Here is a 22180-nt window from a genome sequence, read left to right as displayed (position 1 = left end):
AGTTTACTTTTCTAAAAGAGATATAAATTTTATCGGCTTTTCTATATCCCAATCCATAATGTTGCAATAAATACCATTGTGTGATTTTATATTTTGAGTTTCACAACCTTTGCATTTCTTTATTTCTGTTCTAGTTTCAAAAAAATCTGGAATTTCTATTGTTTCATCTTTACAACTGTTCGGAATAACACCTTTTAGACCGTCCATTTGCCAAATATTCCAAGAAATAATTTGTGCAATATTTTGGATGGTTTTTAGTGTTGGTTCAGTCTCAAATTTATGTGTAAAGTTTTCAATGAATGTTATTAGCAATGCTTCACGAGCCAAAAGCAAACTATCTCCTTGCCATTCAAAACCGTATGTGTTTTTATATGCGGTTTCAACCGCTTTTAACCATTCATTTATTGAGTCCAAATTTTCATTTACTACTCTTAATTTTCTGTCTAAAATCCCGATTCTGTTCTCGATTTTAATAAACTCTCCTGTTGTCGTGTCATATCTGCTAACAAGATACGGTGCTTCTCCGCAAGAAATCTCTAGACGTGTATCACGAACATAGTCTTGCCAAGTTTTGTCTTTTGGAAAAACTATTTTTTCTTTTGTTGTTTCCCAAGATTTAGTTCCATTCTTCAACAAGATTTCTTTATTGAAAACATCATCTTTTCCAAACCAAGAATTGTCAACTAAATTATTTTGTGCGTTACATATCCAAGAAGGCGTAAAAACTTCTGCCATTTCTTTGGAGCGAGATAATTGTAAGATTTTATCCTTGTGAACCCTTGGCATTATTACATTGCCTTTTTCACCAGTAATTAAATCAGGTAAAATTTCAGAGTTGAATTTGTATGAATCTCCTAAGTGTTCGTAATTGTCTGTCGACCAAAAAATATTTTTCTGAGTGGTCTGATCACGCAGTAGTATTCCAAGAACTACAGGGTACTTCTCGATTAATTCATTTTCTAATATGTCGATAACTACTTGCACTTGTATACTTCTTCGTTAGTTTTTAAAAGTTCTTTTACATCAATATTTAGAATGTTCGCTATCTCATAGAGTACTTCAAGTCTTGGTTGTTGTCGATTTTGCACATAACCGTTTACCATATTGTAGCTTTTGCCTAGCTGTTCGGCTAACCAAGTTTGCTTAATTCCTTTTTCTTCAAGTACTTCTTTAATTCTGTTCATTGTTGTCTAAAGATGTCAAGTCACAAATTTAGTTTTTATTTTTTAATATCTCGTTTTTCAAGATAAAAAATGTTTGAATAATTGTCTAGTTGTCCTGTCTGTGCGTTGGCAAAAAATGGCTCTTTTGGTTTTTTGAGCGTTGGCTTTTGTGTCGGGAAAAACCAAATGTGCCATTTGCGGGTCGGCTTTTTACACTGAGCGATAACTCGTTTATATCCGCACTTTGCCGCACTTTAAGTTCGGATTATCTCCTTATTTTGTTGACTTGGTGAACTTTTTTCCTCCTCTTATTTTAAAGAAACCCTATAATAAAATCCAATTGAATCCAAAATATCCACGCTCAGATTCCTTTTTTGAATCTTATTCTCGCCCAATTTCAGTACAGAAGGCCCCTTAGGAATCCGGTGGAAATATAAACAATTTTTGCAAAAAATTCCGGGATACAGTTCGAAAGGTAATTCTCAAGCCAAAGGGTCCCACTTTTATACATTACAATGAAATACTACTCGCTTCATTCAATTTTCTTTGGTTAAACCTAATTAGAAATTGAAGCGCAAATAAACAACCGCTCCACGTTGCAGCACTGTCGAATGACTGACCCTGTATTAATTTTCAAGAGTTCCCGCCCATAATCGTCTGGTAGCTTAAACAATTCAAATCAAAGATCATTTAATAGCTGTTTTTGGCTTTGGCTTTCGTTCCGCTTCATATTTTTCGATCCAGTCTTCTACGGATATTTTTTTCATTAATTCGCCAATTAGTGCATAGGGAATCTCATCAAACTTCTTGAACCGCACACAACTTTTTCCCATATCCAGTTTCTGCTTACTGTGTTTGGGATATTCTGTTACAAACCACTCCAACAATTTGGGATCGGAGTAAATACCCATATGGTAAAAATTTATCGAACCCTTTTGCGAAGCTATTCCCGCAAATGGAAGCGGCTCGCTCGGTTTGCAATGGTAACCGTCAGGATAGACTGAATGCGGTACAATATAACCCAATCCACCATAACTTATGGCAGCTTCAAACCCCTTGGGGAGGTTCTTTACAATAACCTCGTGCAGCCTGTTAAAAGGCTCTGCCCTGTCGGCAGGAAGGTTATTTAGAATTTCATCAACTGTTTTTCCGTTAGCTTTCATATAGTATAGATTTTGACCGTTCAGCCCGCATCATGTTTATCCAAAGTAACAAAATTATTTACCTCGTTTGTTAGCTTCAATCGCAATAAACTCCGGCAAATAATCGGGAGTACACCCTTTTGAGACCATATCGTTTTTATAAAGACCCGTTTTCTCTCCGATGTGAAAGGAGTTTGTTGTCCATTATCAAAATGGCCAGCTGTCTGGGCAGGAACTTTCCGGTAGACCATAGTTCCATAGTCAGGGCATGGTCCTTTTTAATTTCCTTCGCAATTTTCCTCAGATCGCCAAGTTTAGTTTTACCATTGATCTGGCCTAGGATGTTTTCCGCTTTTGAAGAGGGTTTCATATTATATTAATGTACTGTTTACCTTTTCACCGCAATGGCAATACCCGTTGCCCAATTCAAGTCAGCATATCAGAAGCCATTGTAAAGCCACTTTCCTTTGTTGCGTTATGTATATCGTGGTAAAACGTCGGTATGGGCTGGTTGATTTGTTCAGTCATATTGTTATGAAATCTTGTCGGCCATTTTAAAAAACCTTAAACTCATTGACAAAGTTGGCTCAAATAATAAAAGTGGAATATTTCCTGCCAATCTTCTCGCTGTGGTCCCTTTTCTCATCATAATCGTTTGGAATAATACCAGTCAAACTCTCCTCAAGAGGACTTACGGATGATTTTTTCTTTGATTCCCGAGTTAATGAATTGAGATAATTTTCTATAAGCTTGGATAGGCTTACTTGATGGCTCTTAGCATATATCTTAGCGGCCTCAATTAGATCCAGATTACTTTTTAATTCTCAGTTTATGTGGACTTGTCTTTGGTATGCGCTCAATCATCCCACGTGCTTCTAAGTCAAGCTTGACGGTAACTACATACCAAATGACTTTCCCATCAAATGATTTTGTAAGATTATCAACCGCCAAATCCGTTAATTCTTCAAAACTGATTTCATCCTTTTCAGAAATAGTTTGAAGAATAAAATCCTTGATGATTTCGTATCTTCTTTTCAAAATGTTTACTCCCTTCTTTCCCTCGGGGTGTAATGTCAAAATTTTTTCTTCTTCCATTTTTTTGTTTTTTAAAATTGTAGTAGCTGTAAAGCAATCCTACCAACAAAAAGATGCTATATAGTCAAAGTTTTTGACTCCCCTCTAGTCTATTGGAATACACCAATTCATCTGAGGAAAATCACTTGCAAATCCGATAAAAGCCAACCCTAAGGCGCTGTTAATAATCTTTTTATTATCTAGTCTTTCATTTGATTGACAACAATAAATTTGGTTTTCATTTCAACTAATCTAGGAAAAAAAACAATGATTTGACAAATAATATCTAAGTTTATGAAGATAATCCTTTAGTCCTCATACGTCTAAGACCGGAAAGATGGATTCTACAATATGCCGAAAATTATCAAAGTAAAATAAGTCCGCAGGCCAAATTTATTAGTTCGAAAAAACCCACAGCAGTTTCTTTTAACCAGGTGATCCCTACAAAGAAAAAAACCTTCCTGGTTTCACCCGGTTAGTCTGAACTACTAGAATATCAACAAAACCTGGAAGTTTAGCGGATTAACGGGTACTTAAATTTAAAAATATTGGAAATGGATGATATCAAATTATATATCCCGGAAAGTGGAGCCAGCTGCAAGCACCAAAAATCCAACAAGCAACAGGGTATAGCTATGTTCACTTAGTATTTCAACCTGTGCATAGTTACCTATTATTCCCAACAGACCGGCGACAAGACCGATGATCCAGGTTATTTTCTTGGGGGAAGAGGGTGTTTTCATAGCTTACTTTGTGACGGTAAAAGATTGTAGATAATTTGATATAAAGTAAAAAAAAGAGGCCTAGTGAAAGCCTCTTTTTTTTGTTAATCATGTTTTATGTTACCCAAGACTAATGGTTGAAAAGGTAAAATACCCCTGCCTGTAGCCCTCTGTTGTAATAATTTGTATTTCCGTTTTTATTGATGTTACTCAGACCAAGATTGTAGCGAACGTCTACCCCAAAGTTTGTTGCCGGATTTACATAACTTGCGCCTAGACCCAACCCAAGATCAATATTTTCAAAATTGTCCTTCACATCAGTTCGATTATTATTTACGTTCGACTTAGCACTTGCCAAAATACCAAGTTGTGGTCCTGCCTGAAGTCTGAAACCATTGTCAAACATGTACTGTAGCAACACAGGTACATTTACATAGTTAAGGTTCACATTAACGTCTTGTCCAGCTACGTCGTATTTTGCGCCTTGCGCAGAATAAACAAGCTCAGGCTGTAATGCAAATTGACCTGTCAGATGGATGTGCCCAAGGAGACCTAAATTAAAACCTATTTTGGTATCAAAGTTTTCGTTTCCATTAATTGTAAAAGAATTTACGCCCGCTTTGACACCGATGGCTGCATGTTGTGCGTAAGCGGCACCCGAAATAAGAAGCACCGCAAAAAGGGTAGAGATAATGTTTTTCATAAATTTTGTTAAGATGTAACCTGTTATTTGTTTTTATAAGAAAAGTAAAAAACAAAGATCGCCCCTTTTAAATCGATTTGGATTACACAAAAATTTCAAGATTTTACATATATCTCACCTTCCAACATGTGTATGTTGTATGCGTATTTTATGTCCATGAACTGCTTCTATGGCTTTTTTAAACCAAATCCGCCATCATAGCTCTTGTTATACTAGTTCACAGTTTCAATTACCAGCTATAGTTTCTACGATCACATCCTTACATTCGAATAGTCCACTCCTAAATTTCAATCCAATGTTAAATTTTTCAATGGCTTGTAGTTCCAGGTGGCCGTAAAGTTTCCAAATCTTCGACCGCTGCCCTGTTTCCATGATAAGAACCAAGTCGGACCAATTCAGGTCATTTTCTGAAATTTACCCCTTTACCAACTTCCTCCTGCTCCGCCACCGCCGAAGCTGCCGCCACCGAAGCCACCGAAAGATCCGCCGCCACCGCCGCCAAAGCCTCCTCTGCCAGAGGAAAAGTCTCCAAATTTGCCTCTGTTGCCGCCTCCCAGCATGCCGGCAAGCATCATTGTGGTGAGGAGATCTACTCCGCCACGTTTTCCACCCATATGGTTGTTGTTGTCTTTTCGGTTTCTGATCAGGGAAAAAACACCAAGAACCATGATAATAATAAACAGCAGTGGCAACGCTTTACCAGGTCTGTCAGAGGAACTAAGGCCCTCCCCGTCGTACTCTCCTGATGCAAGCTTAAAGATCATGTCTGTGGCTTCATCCAAACCTGCATAATAGTCTTCCGTTCGGAAGTTGGGCACGATAAGCTGATCAACGATCCGCTTGGCCAATGCATCAGGAATCGCCCCTTCCATGCCATACCCCGTTGCAATAAATACCTTGCGGTCTTTCATCGCTGCAAGGATAAGTATGCCATTGTCCCTGTCTTTTCTCCCTATTCCCCATTTGTCACCTAGTTGAAACGCATAGTCGCTGATATCATAAGGCCCTACGGAATTGATCAAAACAATGCTGACTTGGGAAGAAGTACTGTCATTATAAGCTACAAGCTTACTTTCCAGCTGTCTGACTTCTGTATCTGAAAGCGTCTTCGAAAAGTCATTCACCAAGCGGGGTGGGTTGGGTTTTTCGGGAAAATCCCCCTGAGCCCAGCCCGTGAATGACAGTGCCAATAAAAGCAACGAAGTGAAAAGGATTCTATAGATCATGATGACTTATTCAAAGGATATTTCGTTGGGAAGTTCGTTGATATCCCCTTTTTGTTCGTATGGAAAATGTTGTTGAAGTTGCTGCCCGGACATTTCTATTCCCTTTCTAAGACCTTCAGTGAAGGCTCTTGTCTTAAAATGAATAAGCATTTCTTCTTTGATATTTTCCCAGAAGTGATCTGGAACTACGCTGTTGATGCCGACATCTCCAAGAATGGCAAACTTATGTTCTTCCACCGCAAGATAGAAAAGCACCGCATTGCGGTGCTTTGTCTTGTGCATCTTAAGTTTCTCAAATACAACGGCAGCACGGTCAAGCACATCTTCCTTACAGTGGCTTTCGATGTGAACTTGGATTTCTCCCGAAGTTTCCTTTTCCGCATTCTTGATTGCCTCAATGATGATGGCACGGTCTGCGGTACTGAATAATTTTTCGGCCATGATAATTTTCTTTAGAATTCTACAGTTGGTGCTGTTTCGGAACCTGCCGCGGCTTCGAAATAGCCCTTAGTCTCAAATCCATACCAACCGGCGAAGATATTGTTTGGGAAAGTTCTGAGGTTGGAATTGTAACCCTGTACGGATTGGTTGAAGTTTCTTCTTGCTACGGCGATTCTGTTTTCCGTACCTTCGAGTTGCGCCTGTAGTTCCAGAAAGTTTTGATTGGCTTTCAGGTCCGGGTATCGCTCTACTGCTACAAGGAGTCTGCTTAGCGATCCGCTCAATTGGTCCTGTGCCTCTTGGAATCTTGCCATATTTTCAGGAGTAAGGTCATCGGCTTGTAAAGTGATGGATGTGGCTTTTGCGCGGGCTTCGATCACTCCCGTCAGGGTCTCCTGTTCGAAGTCAGCATATCCCTTTACCGTATTGACCAGATTGGGAATCAGGTCAGCTCTTCTTTGGTATTGGGTTTCTACTTCAGCCCATTGACCGTTGATGGTTTCTTCGGTTTGCACGAAGGTATTGTACACGCCTACGGATTTTGTGTAAACAAATATCCCGATCAGGACAATGATACCAATAGGAATTAATGCTTTTTTCATAGTTGGATGTTTTTTAAAAACAATGCAGGTATTTGACGTAAAATTGAGCAGGAGGGTTGTTGGAAACGATTTTTTTCCAAGAAATTTAAATAGATGTAGTGGTACTGGATATTTGTGAATAACACCAATCGGCGGATATTTTGTTCCAGCGGATTGAGATTAACGCAGAAGGGCATTATCGAGAATCAGCGGTATCCCGAAAGTCGGGACAAGTTCCGCGGGAAATTAATCGACTGCGAATTTTCCTGAAGGTGTTAAGTCCTTTAGGTGACAAAAAAACTTTATAATAGTTTAGCGGAATTGTAATTTACGCCTGGCGAGGGAGGCGCAGCATACGGGAGAATTTGATATGTTTACTTTGCGAAGTCATCCCAATATTCTCTTGGTGTTACAATTCTCGTATATTCAAATTCGGTTATCGTAAAGTCAAGCGTATTACCTGTTACCAAATAGTCTGCCGAACTTACTGCCGCCAATTCCAAAAATTTATTGTCGCTTGTGTCAGTTAAAACTTCTACCTTCCTGTTTATCCGATAAAATGATGAGATTTCACGCATCTTGTTCAATACTACTTCTGCCTTCGTTTTGAAGTTGACGAAGTTCGCAAACTTGTCCCTATTCAACACTTCCACATACTCGGCAAAGACTTCTTCCGAGAGACAAACATCAACTTTTTTGGTTAGCACCAGTTCATATAATATCTTCGTCGGAATAGAACTTGAAATTAGAGCCGAGACAATGACATTCGTATCAAGAATCAGTTTTTGCATCCCTTACGGCCCTTATTTCTGCATTTATCTCTTCCATTGTCATTTTGGAAAGACCAACCTGTTTGGCTATTTCATTACAATCTAGTAGCGATTTTCGTGCATACTCACGACTTATCAGTTCCACTAAATCGGTAAATTTAATTTCCTCACTTCCCAAATTATACTTTTTGAAGTCAGATTCACTTACTTTTATCTGTACGGTTCGCATTCTACTCGCTTCATTTAGATTTTAGGTATTTACAAATTCAACAAACACGTTTCACAAACAAATGACATTTTGGTATTTCCTTAACATCCTCATTTTCCACATTGTTCCCTACTCCAAGTTAAGAATGTCGTCGATCATGTCACACAATAACTAAATATCTTTGTTGAAAATCTGATCGGATTGGGTATTTTACCTGGTAATATATTCAGATCTAAATCAAGATCCTTTTGAAAGTACGGCTCAATTTCAAAATTATACCGATCGCAGGATATTTGTTCCCCCTGATTGAGCGGAACTTGTCCCTGTTCTTCGGGGTGAACACAGAAAGAAATCAGCGCTATTCTTTTTCTATATACTATATCACATACCTCTCAATCTTTTCAATACATTCCAAAATGTCTTCAAGAAAAACCAGAGCGTCCCTTTTCTCTTTCTTAGCCATAAATTCTAATTTCCTCGGCCATAATCCCACTTCGAAGTCTTGGTTTTATAGCCTGGTATTCAACTAGGTCCACCTTACTTTCCCAAAAGGTCTTCCAATTCAAATTTAATGCCGACGAATTCCAGTAAGCTAATCTTGTCCTCCAGTTCGACCAAAATATCGATGTCACTTTGGCCAGTTGAATCTCCCGTTGCTAACGATCCGAATATTCCAGCCCGTTTTATTCGGTGTCGAATCAATACAGGAACGATCTTTTCTTTTATTTCCTCTATTTCCATTTTCTCCTATTTAATTGCTAGGAATACTTTTGTACCCACTACTCCAGCTACCCTAAAGCATACGTCTACTCCATACCCACAGCGGATTTGTGTTTTACTTTTGCCAAGTTACCGATTTCGTCGGTGACATATAGCAGTCGGCAATTATTTTTGTAGGAAATTGGAGCAGATCGAGTAATTTCCGATGTTAATATTTTTTGACTGATAATTGATATTGTTTCATACTTGTAAAGACAATACCAGAACAAAAAAAACCAGAATTAAAGCTACCATTCCCGCACATCCGGAGCTGGATTCTTTCTTTGAAGTTACTGTTGGATCAATTCTTTCAATCAACTGAAATATGGATTCATCAATCTCAGGTTCGCCAAACTCAAACTCTTTTTCCTTAAGCTCTTGGTAATCATCTCCAATTGCAAATCCAAGTTTAGCCGATTTATCTCCTCCTTCAAATAATGCATAAACATTGTCGCCCTCGGTATCATTTTCGGATACATATAACAACGCCCGTTTATTTAAGTGCTGTTTAATATTATCGGTATCGGAAATTGTCCAATAACCAAATACCTTGGCTTCATAAGATTGGACCTCTGGATAATGTAGATAATTTACGAAATATTTAAATCTCTCAAAATCCGGATTATTTCGAAAATTGATAACAAATTCGTTTTTATCAGACTTGAAAATGGAAATACCCTTGGTGAATTCAGTATCTGAATATAGGTTTACCAAAGATAGGACGGCTTCTTTTAACTTTTTTTCTTCCGGTCCAATTATGTAAATGTATTTGTTCTTGTCCATATTTGGGAAATTTTTATTATCCTCATATGCTCTCATATTTCTTATATGGTTCAAAAATTCACGTACTCTCCCCCAACGCCACCTCCACTGCCTTCTCGGCATGAATTCGTGTCGTCTGAAAAAGGGGAACTTCTGTGTCGAAAGGTCGAACCAACAGCTCAATCTCCGTACAGCCCAGAATAATGCCCGTCGCTCCCTCAAGGACAAGCCGGTCTATAATGCGCAGAAAGCTTCGTCTGGAACTTTCATGAATGATACCCTTGACCAGTTCCTCATAGATTACTTCGTGTACCAGATCACGTTCATGGGAGGGTGGGATAAGGATATCTATGCCGAAATGATCGCGGTATCGGTCTTTGATAAAAGCTTCTTCCATGGTAAACCGGGTACCCAACAATCCCACCCGCGTCATGGATTTTTTCTGGATCTGCTCGGCTACGGCATCCACGATATGTAAAAAGGGAATTCCAATGCTACGCTCAATTTCCGGAGCGACCTTGTGCATGGTATTGGAACAAAGAATAATTAGCTGGGCCCCGGCCGTTTCGAGTTTTTTGGCCGCCTGCACCATCTTAACGGCGAGAAATTTCCAGTTTCCATCGTGTTGCAGGTTGGCGATATCATCGAAGTCTACGGAATGCAGCAAGCATTTGCTGGAATGCACCCCTCCCAGGATTTCCTTTGTCTTTTGATTTAGGATCTGATAATATAGAGCGGAACTTTCCCATGACATCCCTCCGATTAATCCGATGGTTTTCATACAGTAGTAGGCTGATATGGTTAAAGCTAAACAAAATTTCAACCAGTTCAAAGTCAACACCTATGTTTTCATTTTTATAGAACAAATCTCAAATTTTTCGGTTTTTGTGTCACATTTCCCCCCATTTTTTCGTCTCATGTCCGTAATCCTATTTTTAATAAACGATAAAAACCATGAAATACCACTTGTTTTCTTCCGTCTATAAATTAATGGCCGCATTTCTGTTCGGTCTGACCCTATTATCCTGCGAATCGGATGATCAAGTGCCCGAACCTGATGATTTTGAAATAAAATCCATGGGACTTTCGGGCGTCCGGGTGAATGAATTGAGGCTAATGGGTGATGACCTCTACGCCATCACTGGAGATGGAATCTACAAATCAAACATCACATCATCTGCCCCCATGGAATTAGTGGGGCTAAAAGGTAAAAATATCCTCAGTGCCGCTTTGCTTTCAGATACCGAATTGTTGGCTTCCTTCAGGGATGCCGAGAACAGTGTAGGAGCAGAACCCGAACTGTATCACAGTACGGACGGTGGTGCAACTTGGGAAACCTTGGATAATAATTTTGGAGGAGAAACACCGGAACCCATTTTCCACTTCGAATGGAACTCCTCCCAGCCTGGGGTCTTGCTCGGCACCGGCTATCAGGTTGTTGCCAAATCGACGGACAAAGGAGTTACCTGGGAACCTGTTTGGGGAGATTTTGACATGTTCGCCAACCGCATGCGATCCTTTATCAACCCGGCCAAACCCAACGATATCTGGGCCGGGGGTCAGGGAGGCATCGAAAACGGGTACCTCATCCATCTCCGGGACGAAGAGGAAGTTAACTTCTGGAATGACCTGGTGCCTAATCCCACAACCGTCAAAAAAGTAGCCTTTGACACTAAAACACCCCAGGGAATTTATGTAGGCTGGGAGGGGGAGCTTTCCAGAACTACCAACGAAGGCCAAACATGGGAAACCTTAATCGACCGTCACGAAGAATCCCACTTTTTCTTTGGCATCGGGTTTAGTACAGCAGATCCGAATCTAATTTTTACAGGTAAGTGGGAGAAGACGGACGAGCCGCAGCCACTGGAGCTGTTTTATTCTCTTGATAAGGGTAATACCTGGGAAGTGAAAAATTTTCCTCAGGTCTCCTATGGCGGCATTCATGATCTGTTAGTCAAGACCGAAGCTGGCAAGGAACGGATATTTGTGGGATTGGACAAAGGCGGGGTATATGAAATTGTGATGAACAGATAGTCCTTTTCCCATCAACTTCATTCAGGCCTTCGACATTCTAAACGAAGGCCTGATCACCAAATATTTTGTTTTCCTTATTAAATAAGCTTTTTCTAAGAAGATAATATTTTTTTTTCAAAACTTTTTAAATGTAATAGCCTCACTATCCTAAATTTTTTATATTTAGGCAATACAAAACCACCTACACTTCTATGGCAACATATTCACTTACGATCAATGGAAAGCAACAACAGGTAGAAGCTACTGAAGATATGCCCCTCCTATGGGTGCTACGGGACCTGTTAGACATGAAGGGAACAAAGTTTGGCTGCGGTCAGGCACTTTGCGGAGCCTGTACCGTGTTGTTGGGAGACAGTGCGGTGAGATCTTGTACTTTGCCAATTTCGGCTGTGGGTGAAGATTCTGTCACTACCATAGAAGGGCTATCAGAAAACGGGGATCATCCCCTTCAAAAAGCCTGGATTGAGCATATTGTCCCCCAATGTGGCTATTGCCAGACTGGACAGATCATGAATGCAGCCGCCTTGCTAAATAGCAACCCAAAACCCTCCGAGGAAGAAATCGAACAGGCCATGGCTGGTAACCTGTGTCGTTGCGGCACCTACAACCGCATTAAAGAAGCCATCCTCACCGCAGCTAAGTAATCTTTTCGCTTTAATTCCACACCACCATGATACCTTCATTTCCATTTCTGAAAAGACAATCCGTTGAAAATACAAGCAAAGTTTTTATACCTTCAAGACGGGACTTTCTTAAAATAGGCTCCCTTGCCGGAGGGGGGTTGCTTCTTGGGGTAAGTTTTCAATGTACCTCCAAGGATCAATCTCAAACTTTTTCGCCGAATGTTTATCTTAGTATTACCCCTGACAATACCGTCACTATAATCGCCCATCGATCAGAAATGGGTCAGGGCATCCGTACTTCCCTGCCCATGATCGTAGCTGACGAAATGGGCGCCGATTGGAGTCAGGTCAAGGTTGTTCAGGCAGAAGGAGACGAATCCAAGTACGGCAACCAAAATACAGACGGATCCTTTTCCGTCCGCATGTTTTACGAACCCATGAGAAAAGCAGGAGCAACGGCTAGGCACTTGTTGATTAAAGCCGCAGCCCAAGAATGGGATGTAGATGCGTCTACCTGCACGGCTGAAAACAGTACAATTACCCATTCCGAAAGCGGCAAATCCCTAACTTTTGGCGAGTTGGCCTCTGCAGCCCAGCAGCTTGAACTTCCAGATCAAGATACCTTGGAGCTAAAGGATTTCTCTGCCTATAAATTGGTCGGCAAGGACACGCCAATTATTGACCTAAAGGATTTTGTTACGGGAAAGGCAGTTTTTGGCGCGGATGTTAACCTTCCCGGCATGAAGGTAGCCGTTATCCAACGTACCCCAGTGGTAGGTGCTACGATTACCGAATATAAAGCTGATGCTGCACTCGCTATTCCGGGGGTACAGCAGGTGGTAAAAATAAACGGATCCGGCAATCCTCCCGGTCTAAACAAAGCTTTGGAAGGATTGGCCGTAATTGCGGACCACACTTGGGCAGCCATCAAGGGCAGGGAGGTCCTGGACATCACATGGAATCTAGGCGATAATGCTTCCTATGATTCCAAGTCCCAACTGGAAAGCATGAAGCAAAGCACCCTAGAAGAAGGAATGGTTCGCCGGGAAAAGGGTGATTTTAATCAGGCAAGGCAAGGTGCGGCTCAGGTAATTGATCGAACATATGAGGCACCCTTTTATGCCCACGGCACTATAGAGCCTCCTGCTGCGATCGCCCAGTTCAAAGATGGAAAAATGGAGGTTTGGGCACCTACACAGCATCCACAGTGGGCAAGGGATTCAGTTGCCGAGGCCTGTGGACTGTCGGCAGATGATGTTCGCGTTAATGTCACCTTGCTCGGCGGTGGTTTTGGCCGAAAGTCCAAGCCGGATTATGTCGTGGAAGCGGCACTTCTTGCGAAGGAGACTGGCATTCCGATCAGGGTTCAATGGACTCGGGAGGACGATTTGCATCATGATTTTTTCCATTCCCACAGCCTACAGCGCATACGGGCGACTATAGATTCGAACAAAAACTTGACAGGGTGGAATCACCATACAGTATTTCCGGCAATTGGAGCAACTTCCGATGCCAACGAGCTGCATCCTTCGGATGGAGAACTAGGGTTGGGTTGTATCGACTTTCCTTATGAAGTACCCCATATCCGCATAGAAACCCATGAATCCAAAGCCCATACCCGGATCGGATGGTTGCGATCTGTAAGTAATATCCAGCATGCATTTGCCACTTGTTGCATGATGGATGAGGTTGCGGAGGCCGTCGGAAAGGATCCGGTACAATTTGCGCTTGATATGCTTGCCGATGACAAAAAGTTGGATTTTTCGGGAGAAATCAAAGGTGATTTTGGCAACTACGGGGAAAGCTTGGAAGATTTCCCTTGGGAAACCGCACGGCTAAAAAATGTCATAAACAAAGTAGCACAGGAATCCGGCTGGGGGAAAACGTTACCTGCCGGAAGTGCCATGGGTTTTGCTGTCCACAAAAGCTTCCTGACCTATGTGGCCTGTGTCGTTGAATTAACGAGAGACAGTAGTGGTAAAATTATCATTCCTGTAGTCCACTATGCCGTGGACTGTGGCATAGCTGTGAATACGGACCGGGTGCGGTCGCAGTTTGAAGGGGGAGCCATCTTTGGCACCAGTTTAGCCAATTCCTCCGCCATTACCCTGAAGGAAGGAAAAGTGGAGCAAAACAACTTTGACGGCTACCAATTGGTTCGCATGCCCCAATCGCCCAAAAAGATCAATGTACATATCATAGAGAGCAGCAGAAAACCTACAGGGGTCGGGGAACCTCCCGTACCACCATTGGCACCGGCCTTGGCCAATGCGTATTATAAATTGACCGGCAGTCGGGTGTATGCCTTACCTTTTGAATTATAACTTGATAGTCAACAGATAAAACCCCAGATTGGGTGACCGATATAATAGCCCGTGGTTTCAACCACGGGTCATCCCCCCGTTTTTGCCGCTTGAACGTCAATTCCATCCACCAAATCCCATGCTTGGTTGATACAGGTTGTCTTTTGGATCCGACTATTCTCACCCCCCGGACAAATTCGGACAATCTTGGGATTGATCAGGGATTCATCCTAACGACGGGAAGGCAAAGATTTACAGGTAGGGGGTTTTGGCGGGAAGGGAATGACACTTCAACCATCACCGCTGCCAAAACAAAATCCAATAAATATCTCCCAAACCACGGGTTTCACCCATGGCTATTGAGAAGTTCAACCCCATTTGGGATTGGTACAAATGATATTTGGGAAATTGAAGGTAATCATCCTAACTAAAGATGTATTAATGTTGAGCTAGAAATTGTCCTCTGTTCCAAAAAAATCCGCTCAAATCCGCTTAATCCGCCAAATCAGCGTTCCATTTAGACATAAGGAAGCAATGATTAATACACTCGGGTTTTGGCGGGAAAAGGATGACACCTCAACCATCGCCGCTGCCAAAACGGACTCATAATAATTGTAATCCATTCTACCCACATCTGACCCCTAACGGGGCCAACATCGCAAAAAATCAAATCTTAAAGCATTCAATTCCATTAAATACCACGCTCACCGGAGGCTCCGTTACATTTTCATTTCCACACCATCCCGCAACCTCTAGGATTTCCGAAGTCTAAGCTTCGCCCCGATGTCAATTATATTTCAACCATATTTCGGCCAACAGGCCCTATTTCCACTGTATATCGGCCGTAGCCATATATCCATTGTATTTCGGCCGATAGGACTTATATCCAATATATAACCATCATATTTCTATCCTAGCTAATATCCATTCAGCACTATTTCGGCCGTAGGCCGTATATCCACTATATTTCAACCATATTTCCCTTATCAATATAACATTCAGAGATTAATTTTTCATATTTACGGAGTTTTTTAATTTTAACAGCAATGGAAGAAGACGAGCGGGTAAGGAAAGCATTTATTGAGAAAGATTGGTCAGAAATTAAAAGTGCTGATTCATTGGTACTATTCAAAGTGATATCAGAGTTTGTAGAAGGATTTGAAAAATTGGCAAAGATAGGTCCCTGTGTGTCAATCTTTGGTTCGGCGAGAACCCTGGAGGATAACAGCTACTATAAAATTGCGGAAGAAATTGCAGCCCAACTAGCGAGACATGGGTACGGAGTCATTACAGGAGGGGGACCCGGAATAATGGAAGCTGGCAATAAAGGTGCGCGGTCAGAAAGGGGTAAATCAGTGGGGTTAAATATCCGACTTCCGTTTGAACAGTTCAACAATGTATATGTAGATACAGATACATTGATCAATTTTGATTATTTTTTTGTGCGAAAAGTAATGCTTGTTAAATATGCCCAGGGATTTGTCGTCATGCCGGGAGGATTGGGGACACTAGATGAACTTTTTGAGACCATGACGCTTATTCAAACAAATAAAATCGGAAGATTCCCCGTCGTATTGGTGGGAAAGAAATATTGGTCCGGATTGATGGATTGGATCACGCAAACTGTGTTGGAAGAGCATCGCAACATTAACCCTGAAGACCTTAATATATTTGCTGTGGTCGATGCGGCCTCAGAGGCTGTCGAAGTAATTGATAATTTTTACACTAATTACGTATTGACTCCAAATTTTTAAAAATATGCCAAAAGACCACTCTAAAATCCTATATGCCTTGATTAGCTTTCTATTCCTAGCGATAGTTTATCTCTGGAATAGGGATAGTTATTCACCTCCACCCTTCACGCTGGATCCCGAGGAAAGGGAGCAAGCTTTTATCGGAAAAGCCCAAGAACCAACCCCGCCTAGGGTTAAAATATTTGAAATACCGGAGAAAATTGAATTTGCGGGAGAACCTGTACCCTTGCATCAACCTGATGTCTTGGAGCGGCTTGAAAGGGAAATTTATGTAAACGCCTATTGGGAATCCAATGCACTACTGATGATGAAGCGTGCCGGAAAGTATTTTCCAACTATCGAGAAAATGCTTGAAGAGAACGGAATTCCTGAAGACTTCAAATATATCGCATTGATTGAATCAGGCCTGCTCAATGTCGTCTCGCCTGCAGGTGCAAGAGGTTTTTGGCAATTTATGCCAGGCACCGCCAAAGATTTTGGCTTAGAGGTAAGTAATGATGTGGATGAAAGGTATCATTGGGAGAAAGCAACCTTAGCGGCCTGCAAATACCTCCGCTCGGCGTATGGCAAATTCGGAAACTGGACCTCGGTGGCAGCTAGCTACAACATTGGCATAGCCGGCCTCACACGTAGGATTAATGATCAACAAGTTCCCAACTATTACGATTTATACCTCAACGAAGAAACCAGCCGATATATGTTTCGGGCCCTGGCATTTAAGGAGCTATTTGAACATCCGTTGAAATATGGGTTTGAACTCCAAGCCAGCGATCTGTACGAGTTGCCATTACTTCGCGAGCATGTAGTGGATACCTCTATCCCCAGCTTGGCTACTTGGGCCATACAACGTGGAAGCAACTATAAACAATTAAAACTTAGTAATCCTTGGTTGAGGAGTGATAAACTAGTTGTTGCCCGAGGGAAGAGCTATACAATTCTACTGCCGGTATGACGCCTAAAAATGTGTGGAAAAATGGAGGTATTGTTCAAATATTTTATCAGCCTCGTAGCCGTAGTACGGTTATTTTTTTTAAATATCCGAACATTAAGTATAAATTAGCTGTATATTGATAGAGATAATATACTCAACGGAATTCAATTTTCAGTTTTGCCGATGCTAAAGAAAATTTTGCGCTTATTTTTAATCCTTCTAGTGCTTATAGGTATTGTTTATTTGAGTTTGCCCTCCTTGGTGAACATTTATTTGAATAGAAATGCAGAACGAATTGTCAGTGACATGATCACCCGCACTGGGGAATTCGCTGGCCATGAAGTTCATTTCGGTGACATCTCACTGGATTACGATTTTACGGGAACATTTTTACGGTTGAAGGATGTGGGAATTTCCCCCGGTGAATCCATTAGCGGAAAAGATAAAATAAGATTTCAGCTTACTATTAGCGAAGCCACTCTCACAGGCTTTTTATGGACTGACTTTCTATTTTCAAATACTATCCGGCTGGACACAGCCTATTTGGAAAACATGACGCTTGAGAGTATCACTCCTCCCCTTGATTCCTTAGATCTAGCCCAGGATGGACAACCGAAAAGTGAAGGAAAGGACTACGATTTGATTTCTGTCAAACATATTCGGATGAACCAGCTTTCCTTCGACAACAAGGACAGCTATACAGACTCCATCCGAATGTCCATGAAAGACCTTTTTGTGTTTGCGGATAATTTTGAACTGAGCAAAGAAATGCTGGATGATCCGGATGGGCTTTTTAAAATCGATCAGATTCAAGGCTATATGGCAGAGGCTGCTATACATTTTAACGAATATCGGAATTCGATTACTGCCGAAAATCTGGCTTTTGATACAAAAGATGAAAACTTGTCAGTTGAAAATGTGGTGTTTAAGAATAAGCTTGAAAAATACGAATATATCCGGCAATTCAGCGTGGAAACTAATTGGATGGAAGTTCATCAGGGAAAGCTTGAAGTGAGAGGGATGGATTTTCAGGAATATTTTCAGGCGGGTGTAATTGAAGCTGAGCATGTGCTGGTCAAAGGGCTCGACCTGGAGGTGTTTCGGGATAAACGAATGCCTGATGATACGGAAAGCCGACCAAAAATGATACGCGAAATAATTGACGGACTTCCTACCAGGATCTTGATCGATACCATAACAGTGGAGGAGATGAAAGTGAAATATGAGGAAAGGCCGGACAATGATGCGCCGCGCGCAGGGTCAATTTTTATAGAACAAATAAATGCCACCATTACACGGTTTACAAATTTTGAAGAAAAGTTGGCCGAAAATGACGAATTAAAAATAAAGGCGGAAGGACTTTTTATGGGAACTGGCAAAATTTCACTGGACGCGGCATATTTCATAACCGACCCGGACGGAAAATTTACCCTCAGGGGCAACATAGGGCCAATGGATCTTACCCTCGCCAATCAAATGATAGAACCTGCAACACAAGTTGCACTCAAACAGGGGAAAATTAACGAGGTCTTTTTTAACATTACGGCCAATGATTTTGATGGAACAGGAGAAGTAATAGCCAAGTATGAAAATCTGGAAATTGAGATCCTCGATAAAAACTTCGAACATAATCAGAATGTTTTCAGGAGAATAGGTGCTTTTCTCGCCAATAAGCTGGTAATAAAATCTCAAAACCCGAATAATAGAGGGGAACTAATAAAAGGCCCCGTTTACCAGCAGCGGGATAAGACAAAGTTTATTTTTCATTATTGGTTTCAACTCTTACTGAGCGGACTCAAGTCAACTATCACGGGGGAAACCGAGGAGGAAATGCGGGAAAAAGCGAAAGATAATTAAATCATATTCTTTGTGTCAAACCAATTCAACCATCTGGATGTTTATCTAAGGTTACTGGGGTATTCCCCTATAATTCTCTAATTTTGCGAAATTGCCTTTTCGAAGGGAGAAGAGTAAGCCAATTATGACTGATACGAATCAAAGTGCTCAAGAAATTATAGAGATTTTTGGGGCTAGGGAGCACAATCTCAAAAATATAGATATTACCATACCGAGGAATAAACTTGTTGTCATTACTGGAATCAGTGGTAGTGGCAAAAGTTCTCTCGCCTTTGACACCATATATGCGGAGGGACAACGGCGTTATATGGAGAGCTTCTCGGCCTATGCCAGGTCATTTTTGGGAGGCATGGAGCGGCCTGATGTGGACAAGATCAATGGCCTATCACCAGTAATTTCCATCGAGCAAAAAACGACTTCCAAGAATCCACGGTCAACGGTTGGTACAGTTACCGAAATTTATGATTTTATGCGGCTTCTTTTTGCTAGGGCTGGGGAGGCTTATTCATACCTATCCGGAGAACGGATGGTTAGGCAGACTGAGGACCAGATTATTGAGCAGTTGTTTCAGCAGTTTGCCGGGAAGAAAATTTATCTGTTAGCTCCGGTAGTAAAAGGCAGAAAGGGCCATTACAGGGAACTGTTTGAGCAGGTCCGTAAAATGGGTTACTCAAAGGTTCGAGTAGATGGTGTCGTGATGGATGTTGTACCCAAGATGCAGCTGGATCGGTACAAAATCCACGATATTGAAATCGTTGTAGATAGAATCGTAGCGGAGGAAGGAGACCGGTATCGCATCGTGCAGTCTCTAAAAACTGCCCTTCAATTGGGAAAAGGAATTATCATGCTGCGGGATGAACAGGGAGAGGTGTCCCATTTCTCCAAATACCTGATGGACCCAACTACCGGGCTCAGCTATGACGAACCTGCCCCAAATACCTTTTCCTTCAACAGTCCCTATGGCGCCTGCCCCACTTGTAACGGACTGGGAGTCATCGAAGAAATTACGAAAGAGAACATCATACCGGATCCGAATTTAAGCGTCAGCCGTGGGGGAATTGCTCCTTTGGGTGAATTCCGGGATATTTGGATTTTCAAAAAAATTGATGCGATCCTCAAGCATCATAAAGCCAGCATTTCCACCCCTATCAAAAACCTTAGCAACGAGGTCATTCAAATACTTCTTTTTGGCGATAAGGTAGAGGTGGCCGTTAATTCTGTCAAACACCCCGGTACCCAATGGAATACTACATTTGAAGGGATAATCAACTTTTTACAAAAGCAGCAAGAGGGAGGATCAGACAAAATCCAAAAATGGGTGTCTGATTACACCACATCCCGTACCTGCCCGGATTGCGAGGGATATCGTCTGAAAAAAGAATCACTCCATATCAAGATTGCTGAAACCCATATCGGACAACTGGCCCAAATGGGAATTCAGCAGTTGGCAGAATGGTTTGAGGACATTGAGTCCCGCATGACGGAGAAGCAGCGCCTCATTGGTACAGAAGTATTGAAAGAGATCCGAAAGCGGATAGGATTTTTGCTTGATATAGGATTGAGTTACCTCACCTTGGACAGGCCTTTGCGGACACTTTCTGGAGGAGAAGCCCAGCGGATTCGTTTGGCAACGCAAATAGGCACCCAATTGGTCGGGGTATTGTACATCTTGGATGAACCCAGCATTGGACTCCACCAGCGTGACAACGTCAAGTTGATCAAAGCACTTCAGGAATTGCGGGATTTGGGCAACTCCGTAATTGTGGTCGAGCATGACAAGGACATGATGATGGATTCCGACTTTGTGATAGATATTGGACCAGGTGCCGGAAGACACGGGGGGCAGATCGTCGCCAGTGGTACTCCAGCAGAGATTTTGCAGCTTAACAGCCTAACTGCACAATACCTTAATGGCATAAAGCAGATTGAAATTCCGGCGGAACGCCGAAAGGGAAACGGGAATAAACTCATTTTAAAGGGAGCGTCCGGTCACAACCTAAAAAATGTGACAGCAGAATTCCCCTTGGGAACAATGATATGTGTGACCGGAGTATCCGGTTCGGGCAAGAGTTCGCTGATCCATGAGACATTATATCCCTTGCTCAATCAGTATTTCTATAATTCAAAAAAAGAACCTTTACCCCACAAGAGTATTGTCGGACTTGAGCTTCTGGATAAGGTCATAGAAGTAGACCAATCTCCTATAGGAAGGACGCCCCGTTCCAACCCTGCGACCTATACCGGAGTGTTTACGGACATCCGGGCCTTATTTACGGAACTTCCAGAGGCCAAAATCCGTGGGTATAAACCAGGCCGCTTTTCTTTTAACGTAAAGGGAGGCCGCTGTGAAGACTGCGAAGGTGCGGGAATGAAGCTGATAGAAATGGATTTTCTGCCAGATGTACATATTCCCTGCGAAACCTGCAAAGGAAAACGCTACAATAGGGAAACGCTGGAGGTTCGCTTTAAAGGTAAATCTATCTCGGACGTGCTCGACATGACGGTGGAGCAGGCGGTAGAATACTTCGAAAATCAACCAAAAATACTCAGAAAAATACAGACTCTATTCGAAGTAGGTCTGGGATATATCACCTTGGGGCAACATGCCACCACTCTCTCAGGAGGGGAAGCCCAGCGGGTAAAATTGGCTACAGAACTGTCCAAAAAAGATACGGGGAAGACCTTTTACATCTTGGATGAACCAACAACAGGCCTGCATTTCCAGGATATAGAACATCTATTGGAGGTGTTAAACAAATTGGTGGCAAAAGGGAATACCGTACTGATCATCGAACATAATTTGGACGTGATCAAGGTGGCAGATTATATCCTGGATATTGGACCCGAAGGGGGAGAAAAAGGTGGTGAAATCATCGCCAAAGGCACACCCGAGCAGGTAGCAGCAAGTAAGGCAAGCTATACTGGGAAGTTTTTGAAAATTGAGTTGGATCCAAAAGTAGCTGTAAGCTAAATGTATTTAATTTAGAAAGCGTCTGGTTATTAACTCCAACGCATAGATCCAGTCATGGTTTGATTGGTCATAATTTACATTGCGGTCCTGTTCAATTTTCCGATTAGGTTGTCAGCTTTTGAAATTAGTGTTAACAAGAAATATGGATTTTTAGGA

Annotated in this window: 23 protein-coding genes; 7 read left to right on the top strand and 16 right to left on the bottom strand. The window is 41.8% G+C overall.

Features of this window, described 5'->3' with window-relative positions; translation table 11 throughout:
• Window positions 1–3 precede the first annotated feature (3 nt).
• The 16 genes from FQ608_RS13905 to FQ608_RS13840 all read right to left on the bottom strand — a co-directional run bounded on the left by FQ608_RS13905 (window position 4) and on the right by FQ608_RS13840 (window position 10332).
• On the bottom strand, window positions 4–984 hold the full coding sequence (locus tag FQ608_RS13905; protein WP_158858841.1) for a restriction endonuclease subunit M: 981 nt from the start codon (window positions 982–984) through the stop codon (window positions 4–6).
• Entirely contained in the window at window positions 975–1184 is a 210-nt protein-coding gene (locus tag FQ608_RS13900; RefSeq protein ID WP_072885721.1) for a helix-turn-helix domain-containing protein, read from the bottom strand. The genes FQ608_RS13905 and FQ608_RS13900 overlap by 10 nt, the downstream gene beginning before the upstream one ends.
• Before the next feature lie 665 nt (window positions 1185–1849).
• Entirely contained in the window at window positions 1850–2326 is a 477-nt protein-coding gene (locus tag FQ608_RS13895; RefSeq protein ID WP_158858840.1) for a DUF1801 domain-containing protein, read from the bottom strand.
• Between the two features lie 136 nt (window positions 2327–2462).
• Window positions 2463–2675 (bottom strand): hypothetical protein, encoded by a 213-nt coding sequence (locus FQ608_RS13890; protein WP_234364200.1) that lies wholly within the window; start codon window positions 2673–2675, stop codon window positions 2463–2465.
• Between the two features lie 217 nt (window positions 2676–2892).
• Complete coding sequence (locus FQ608_RS27495) at window positions 2893–3105, bottom strand: DUF6364 family protein (protein ID WP_262885503.1); 213 nt, start codon at window positions 3103–3105, stop codon at window positions 2893–2895.
• Between the two features lie 10 nt (window positions 3106–3115).
• Window positions 3116–3400, bottom strand: coding sequence for a DUF6958 family protein (locus FQ608_RS13885; RefSeq protein ID WP_158858839.1), 285 nt, complete (start codon window positions 3398–3400; stop codon window positions 3116–3118).
• Between the two features lie 548 nt (window positions 3401–3948).
• Window positions 3949–4122 (bottom strand): hypothetical protein, encoded by a 174-nt coding sequence (locus tag FQ608_RS27240; protein ID WP_199856378.1) that lies wholly within the window; start codon window positions 4120–4122, stop codon window positions 3949–3951.
• 109 nt (window positions 4123–4231) lie between these two features.
• A complete protein-coding gene (locus FQ608_RS13880; RefSeq protein ID WP_158858838.1) occupies window positions 4232–4804 on the bottom strand; it encodes a porin family protein in 573 nt (190 codons plus the stop codon).
• Window positions 4805–5226: 422 nt separating this feature from the next.
• Window positions 5227–6030, bottom strand: a complete 804-nt coding sequence (locus tag FQ608_RS13875; protein ID WP_158858837.1) for a TPM domain-containing protein — start codon at window positions 6028–6030, stop codon at window positions 5227–5229.
• A 6-nt stretch (window positions 6031–6036) separates the two neighbouring features.
• A complete protein-coding gene (locus FQ608_RS13870; RefSeq protein WP_158858836.1) occupies window positions 6037–6471 on the bottom strand; it encodes a TPM domain-containing protein in 435 nt (144 codons plus the stop codon).
• Window positions 6472–6482: 11 nt separating this feature from the next.
• The gene (locus FQ608_RS13865) at window positions 6483–7073 is read right to left on the bottom strand and encodes a LemA family protein (RefSeq protein ID WP_158858835.1); all 591 of its coding nucleotides are present in this window, start codon (window positions 7071–7073) and stop codon (window positions 6483–6485) included.
• A gap of 353 nt (window positions 7074–7426) precedes the next feature.
• Window positions 7427–7843, bottom strand: a complete 417-nt coding sequence (locus FQ608_RS13860; protein WP_158858834.1) for a putative toxin-antitoxin system toxin component, PIN family — start codon at window positions 7841–7843, stop codon at window positions 7427–7429.
• On the bottom strand, window positions 7824–8051 hold the full coding sequence (locus FQ608_RS13855) for a hypothetical protein (RefSeq protein WP_158858833.1): 228 nt from the start codon (window positions 8049–8051) through the stop codon (window positions 7824–7826). Before FQ608_RS13855 ends, FQ608_RS13860 begins: the two co-directional genes overlap by 20 nt.
• Window positions 8052–8567: 516 nt before the next feature.
• Window positions 8568–8771: a nucleotidyltransferase family protein gene (locus FQ608_RS13850; RefSeq protein WP_158858832.1), complete on the bottom strand. Its 204-nt coding sequence runs from the start codon at window positions 8769–8771 to the stop codon at window positions 8568–8570.
• Between the two features lie 219 nt (window positions 8772–8990).
• Window positions 8991–9572, bottom strand: coding sequence for a hypothetical protein (locus FQ608_RS13845; protein ID WP_158858831.1), 582 nt, complete (start codon window positions 9570–9572; stop codon window positions 8991–8993).
• 58 nt (window positions 9573–9630) lie between these two features.
• Window positions 9631–10332 carry an aspartate/glutamate racemase family protein gene (locus FQ608_RS13840; RefSeq protein WP_158858830.1) on the bottom strand — a complete coding sequence of 234 codons (702 nt, stop codon included), beginning with the start codon at window positions 10330–10332 and terminating at the stop codon, window positions 9631–9633.
• A 173-nt stretch (window positions 10333–10505) separates the two neighbouring features.
• Between FQ608_RS13840 and FQ608_RS13835 the strand changes: the two genes are divergently transcribed.
• The 7 genes from FQ608_RS13835 (at window position 10506) to uvrA (ending at window position 22024) form a co-directional block, all read left to right on the top strand.
• On the top strand, window positions 10506–11585 hold the full coding sequence (locus tag FQ608_RS13835; RefSeq protein WP_158858829.1) for a hypothetical protein: 1080 nt from the start codon (window positions 10506–10508) through the stop codon (window positions 11583–11585).
• A 191-nt stretch (window positions 11586–11776) separates the two neighbouring features.
• Window positions 11777–12229, top strand: a complete 453-nt coding sequence (locus FQ608_RS13830; protein WP_158858828.1) for a (2Fe-2S)-binding protein — start codon at window positions 11777–11779, stop codon at window positions 12227–12229.
• A gap of 26 nt (window positions 12230–12255) precedes the next feature.
• Window positions 12256–14532 (top strand): xanthine dehydrogenase family protein molybdopterin-binding subunit, encoded by a 2277-nt coding sequence (locus FQ608_RS13825; protein WP_158858827.1) that lies wholly within the window; start codon window positions 12256–12258, stop codon window positions 14530–14532.
• Window positions 14533–15557: 1025 nt separating this feature from the next.
• Window positions 15558–16265, top strand: a complete 708-nt coding sequence (locus FQ608_RS13820) for an LOG family protein (protein ID WP_158858826.1) — start codon at window positions 15558–15560, stop codon at window positions 16263–16265.
• 4 nt (window positions 16266–16269) lie between these two features.
• A complete protein-coding gene (locus FQ608_RS13815; RefSeq protein WP_158858825.1) occupies window positions 16270–17217 on the top strand; it encodes a lytic transglycosylase domain-containing protein in 948 nt (315 codons plus the stop codon).
• Window positions 17218–17418: 201 nt separating this feature from the next.
• Window positions 17419–19053 (top strand): hypothetical protein, encoded by a 1635-nt coding sequence (locus tag FQ608_RS13810; protein ID WP_234364199.1) that lies wholly within the window; start codon window positions 17419–17421, stop codon window positions 19051–19053.
• A gap of 124 nt (window positions 19054–19177) precedes the next feature.
• On the top strand, window positions 19178–22024 hold the full coding sequence (gene uvrA / locus FQ608_RS13805; RefSeq protein WP_158858823.1) for an excinuclease ABC subunit UvrA: 2847 nt from the start codon (window positions 19178–19180) through the stop codon (window positions 22022–22024).
• The last annotated feature ends 156 nt before the right edge of the window (window positions 22025–22180 follow it).

It is taken from the genome of Lunatibacter salilacus (assembly GCF_009797935.1).
GTDB classification, from domain to species: Bacteria; Bacteroidota; Bacteroidia; order Cytophagales; family Cyclobacteriaceae; genus Lunatibacter; species Lunatibacter salilacus.
This window is presented reverse-complemented; position numbering and strand designations above follow the sequence as displayed.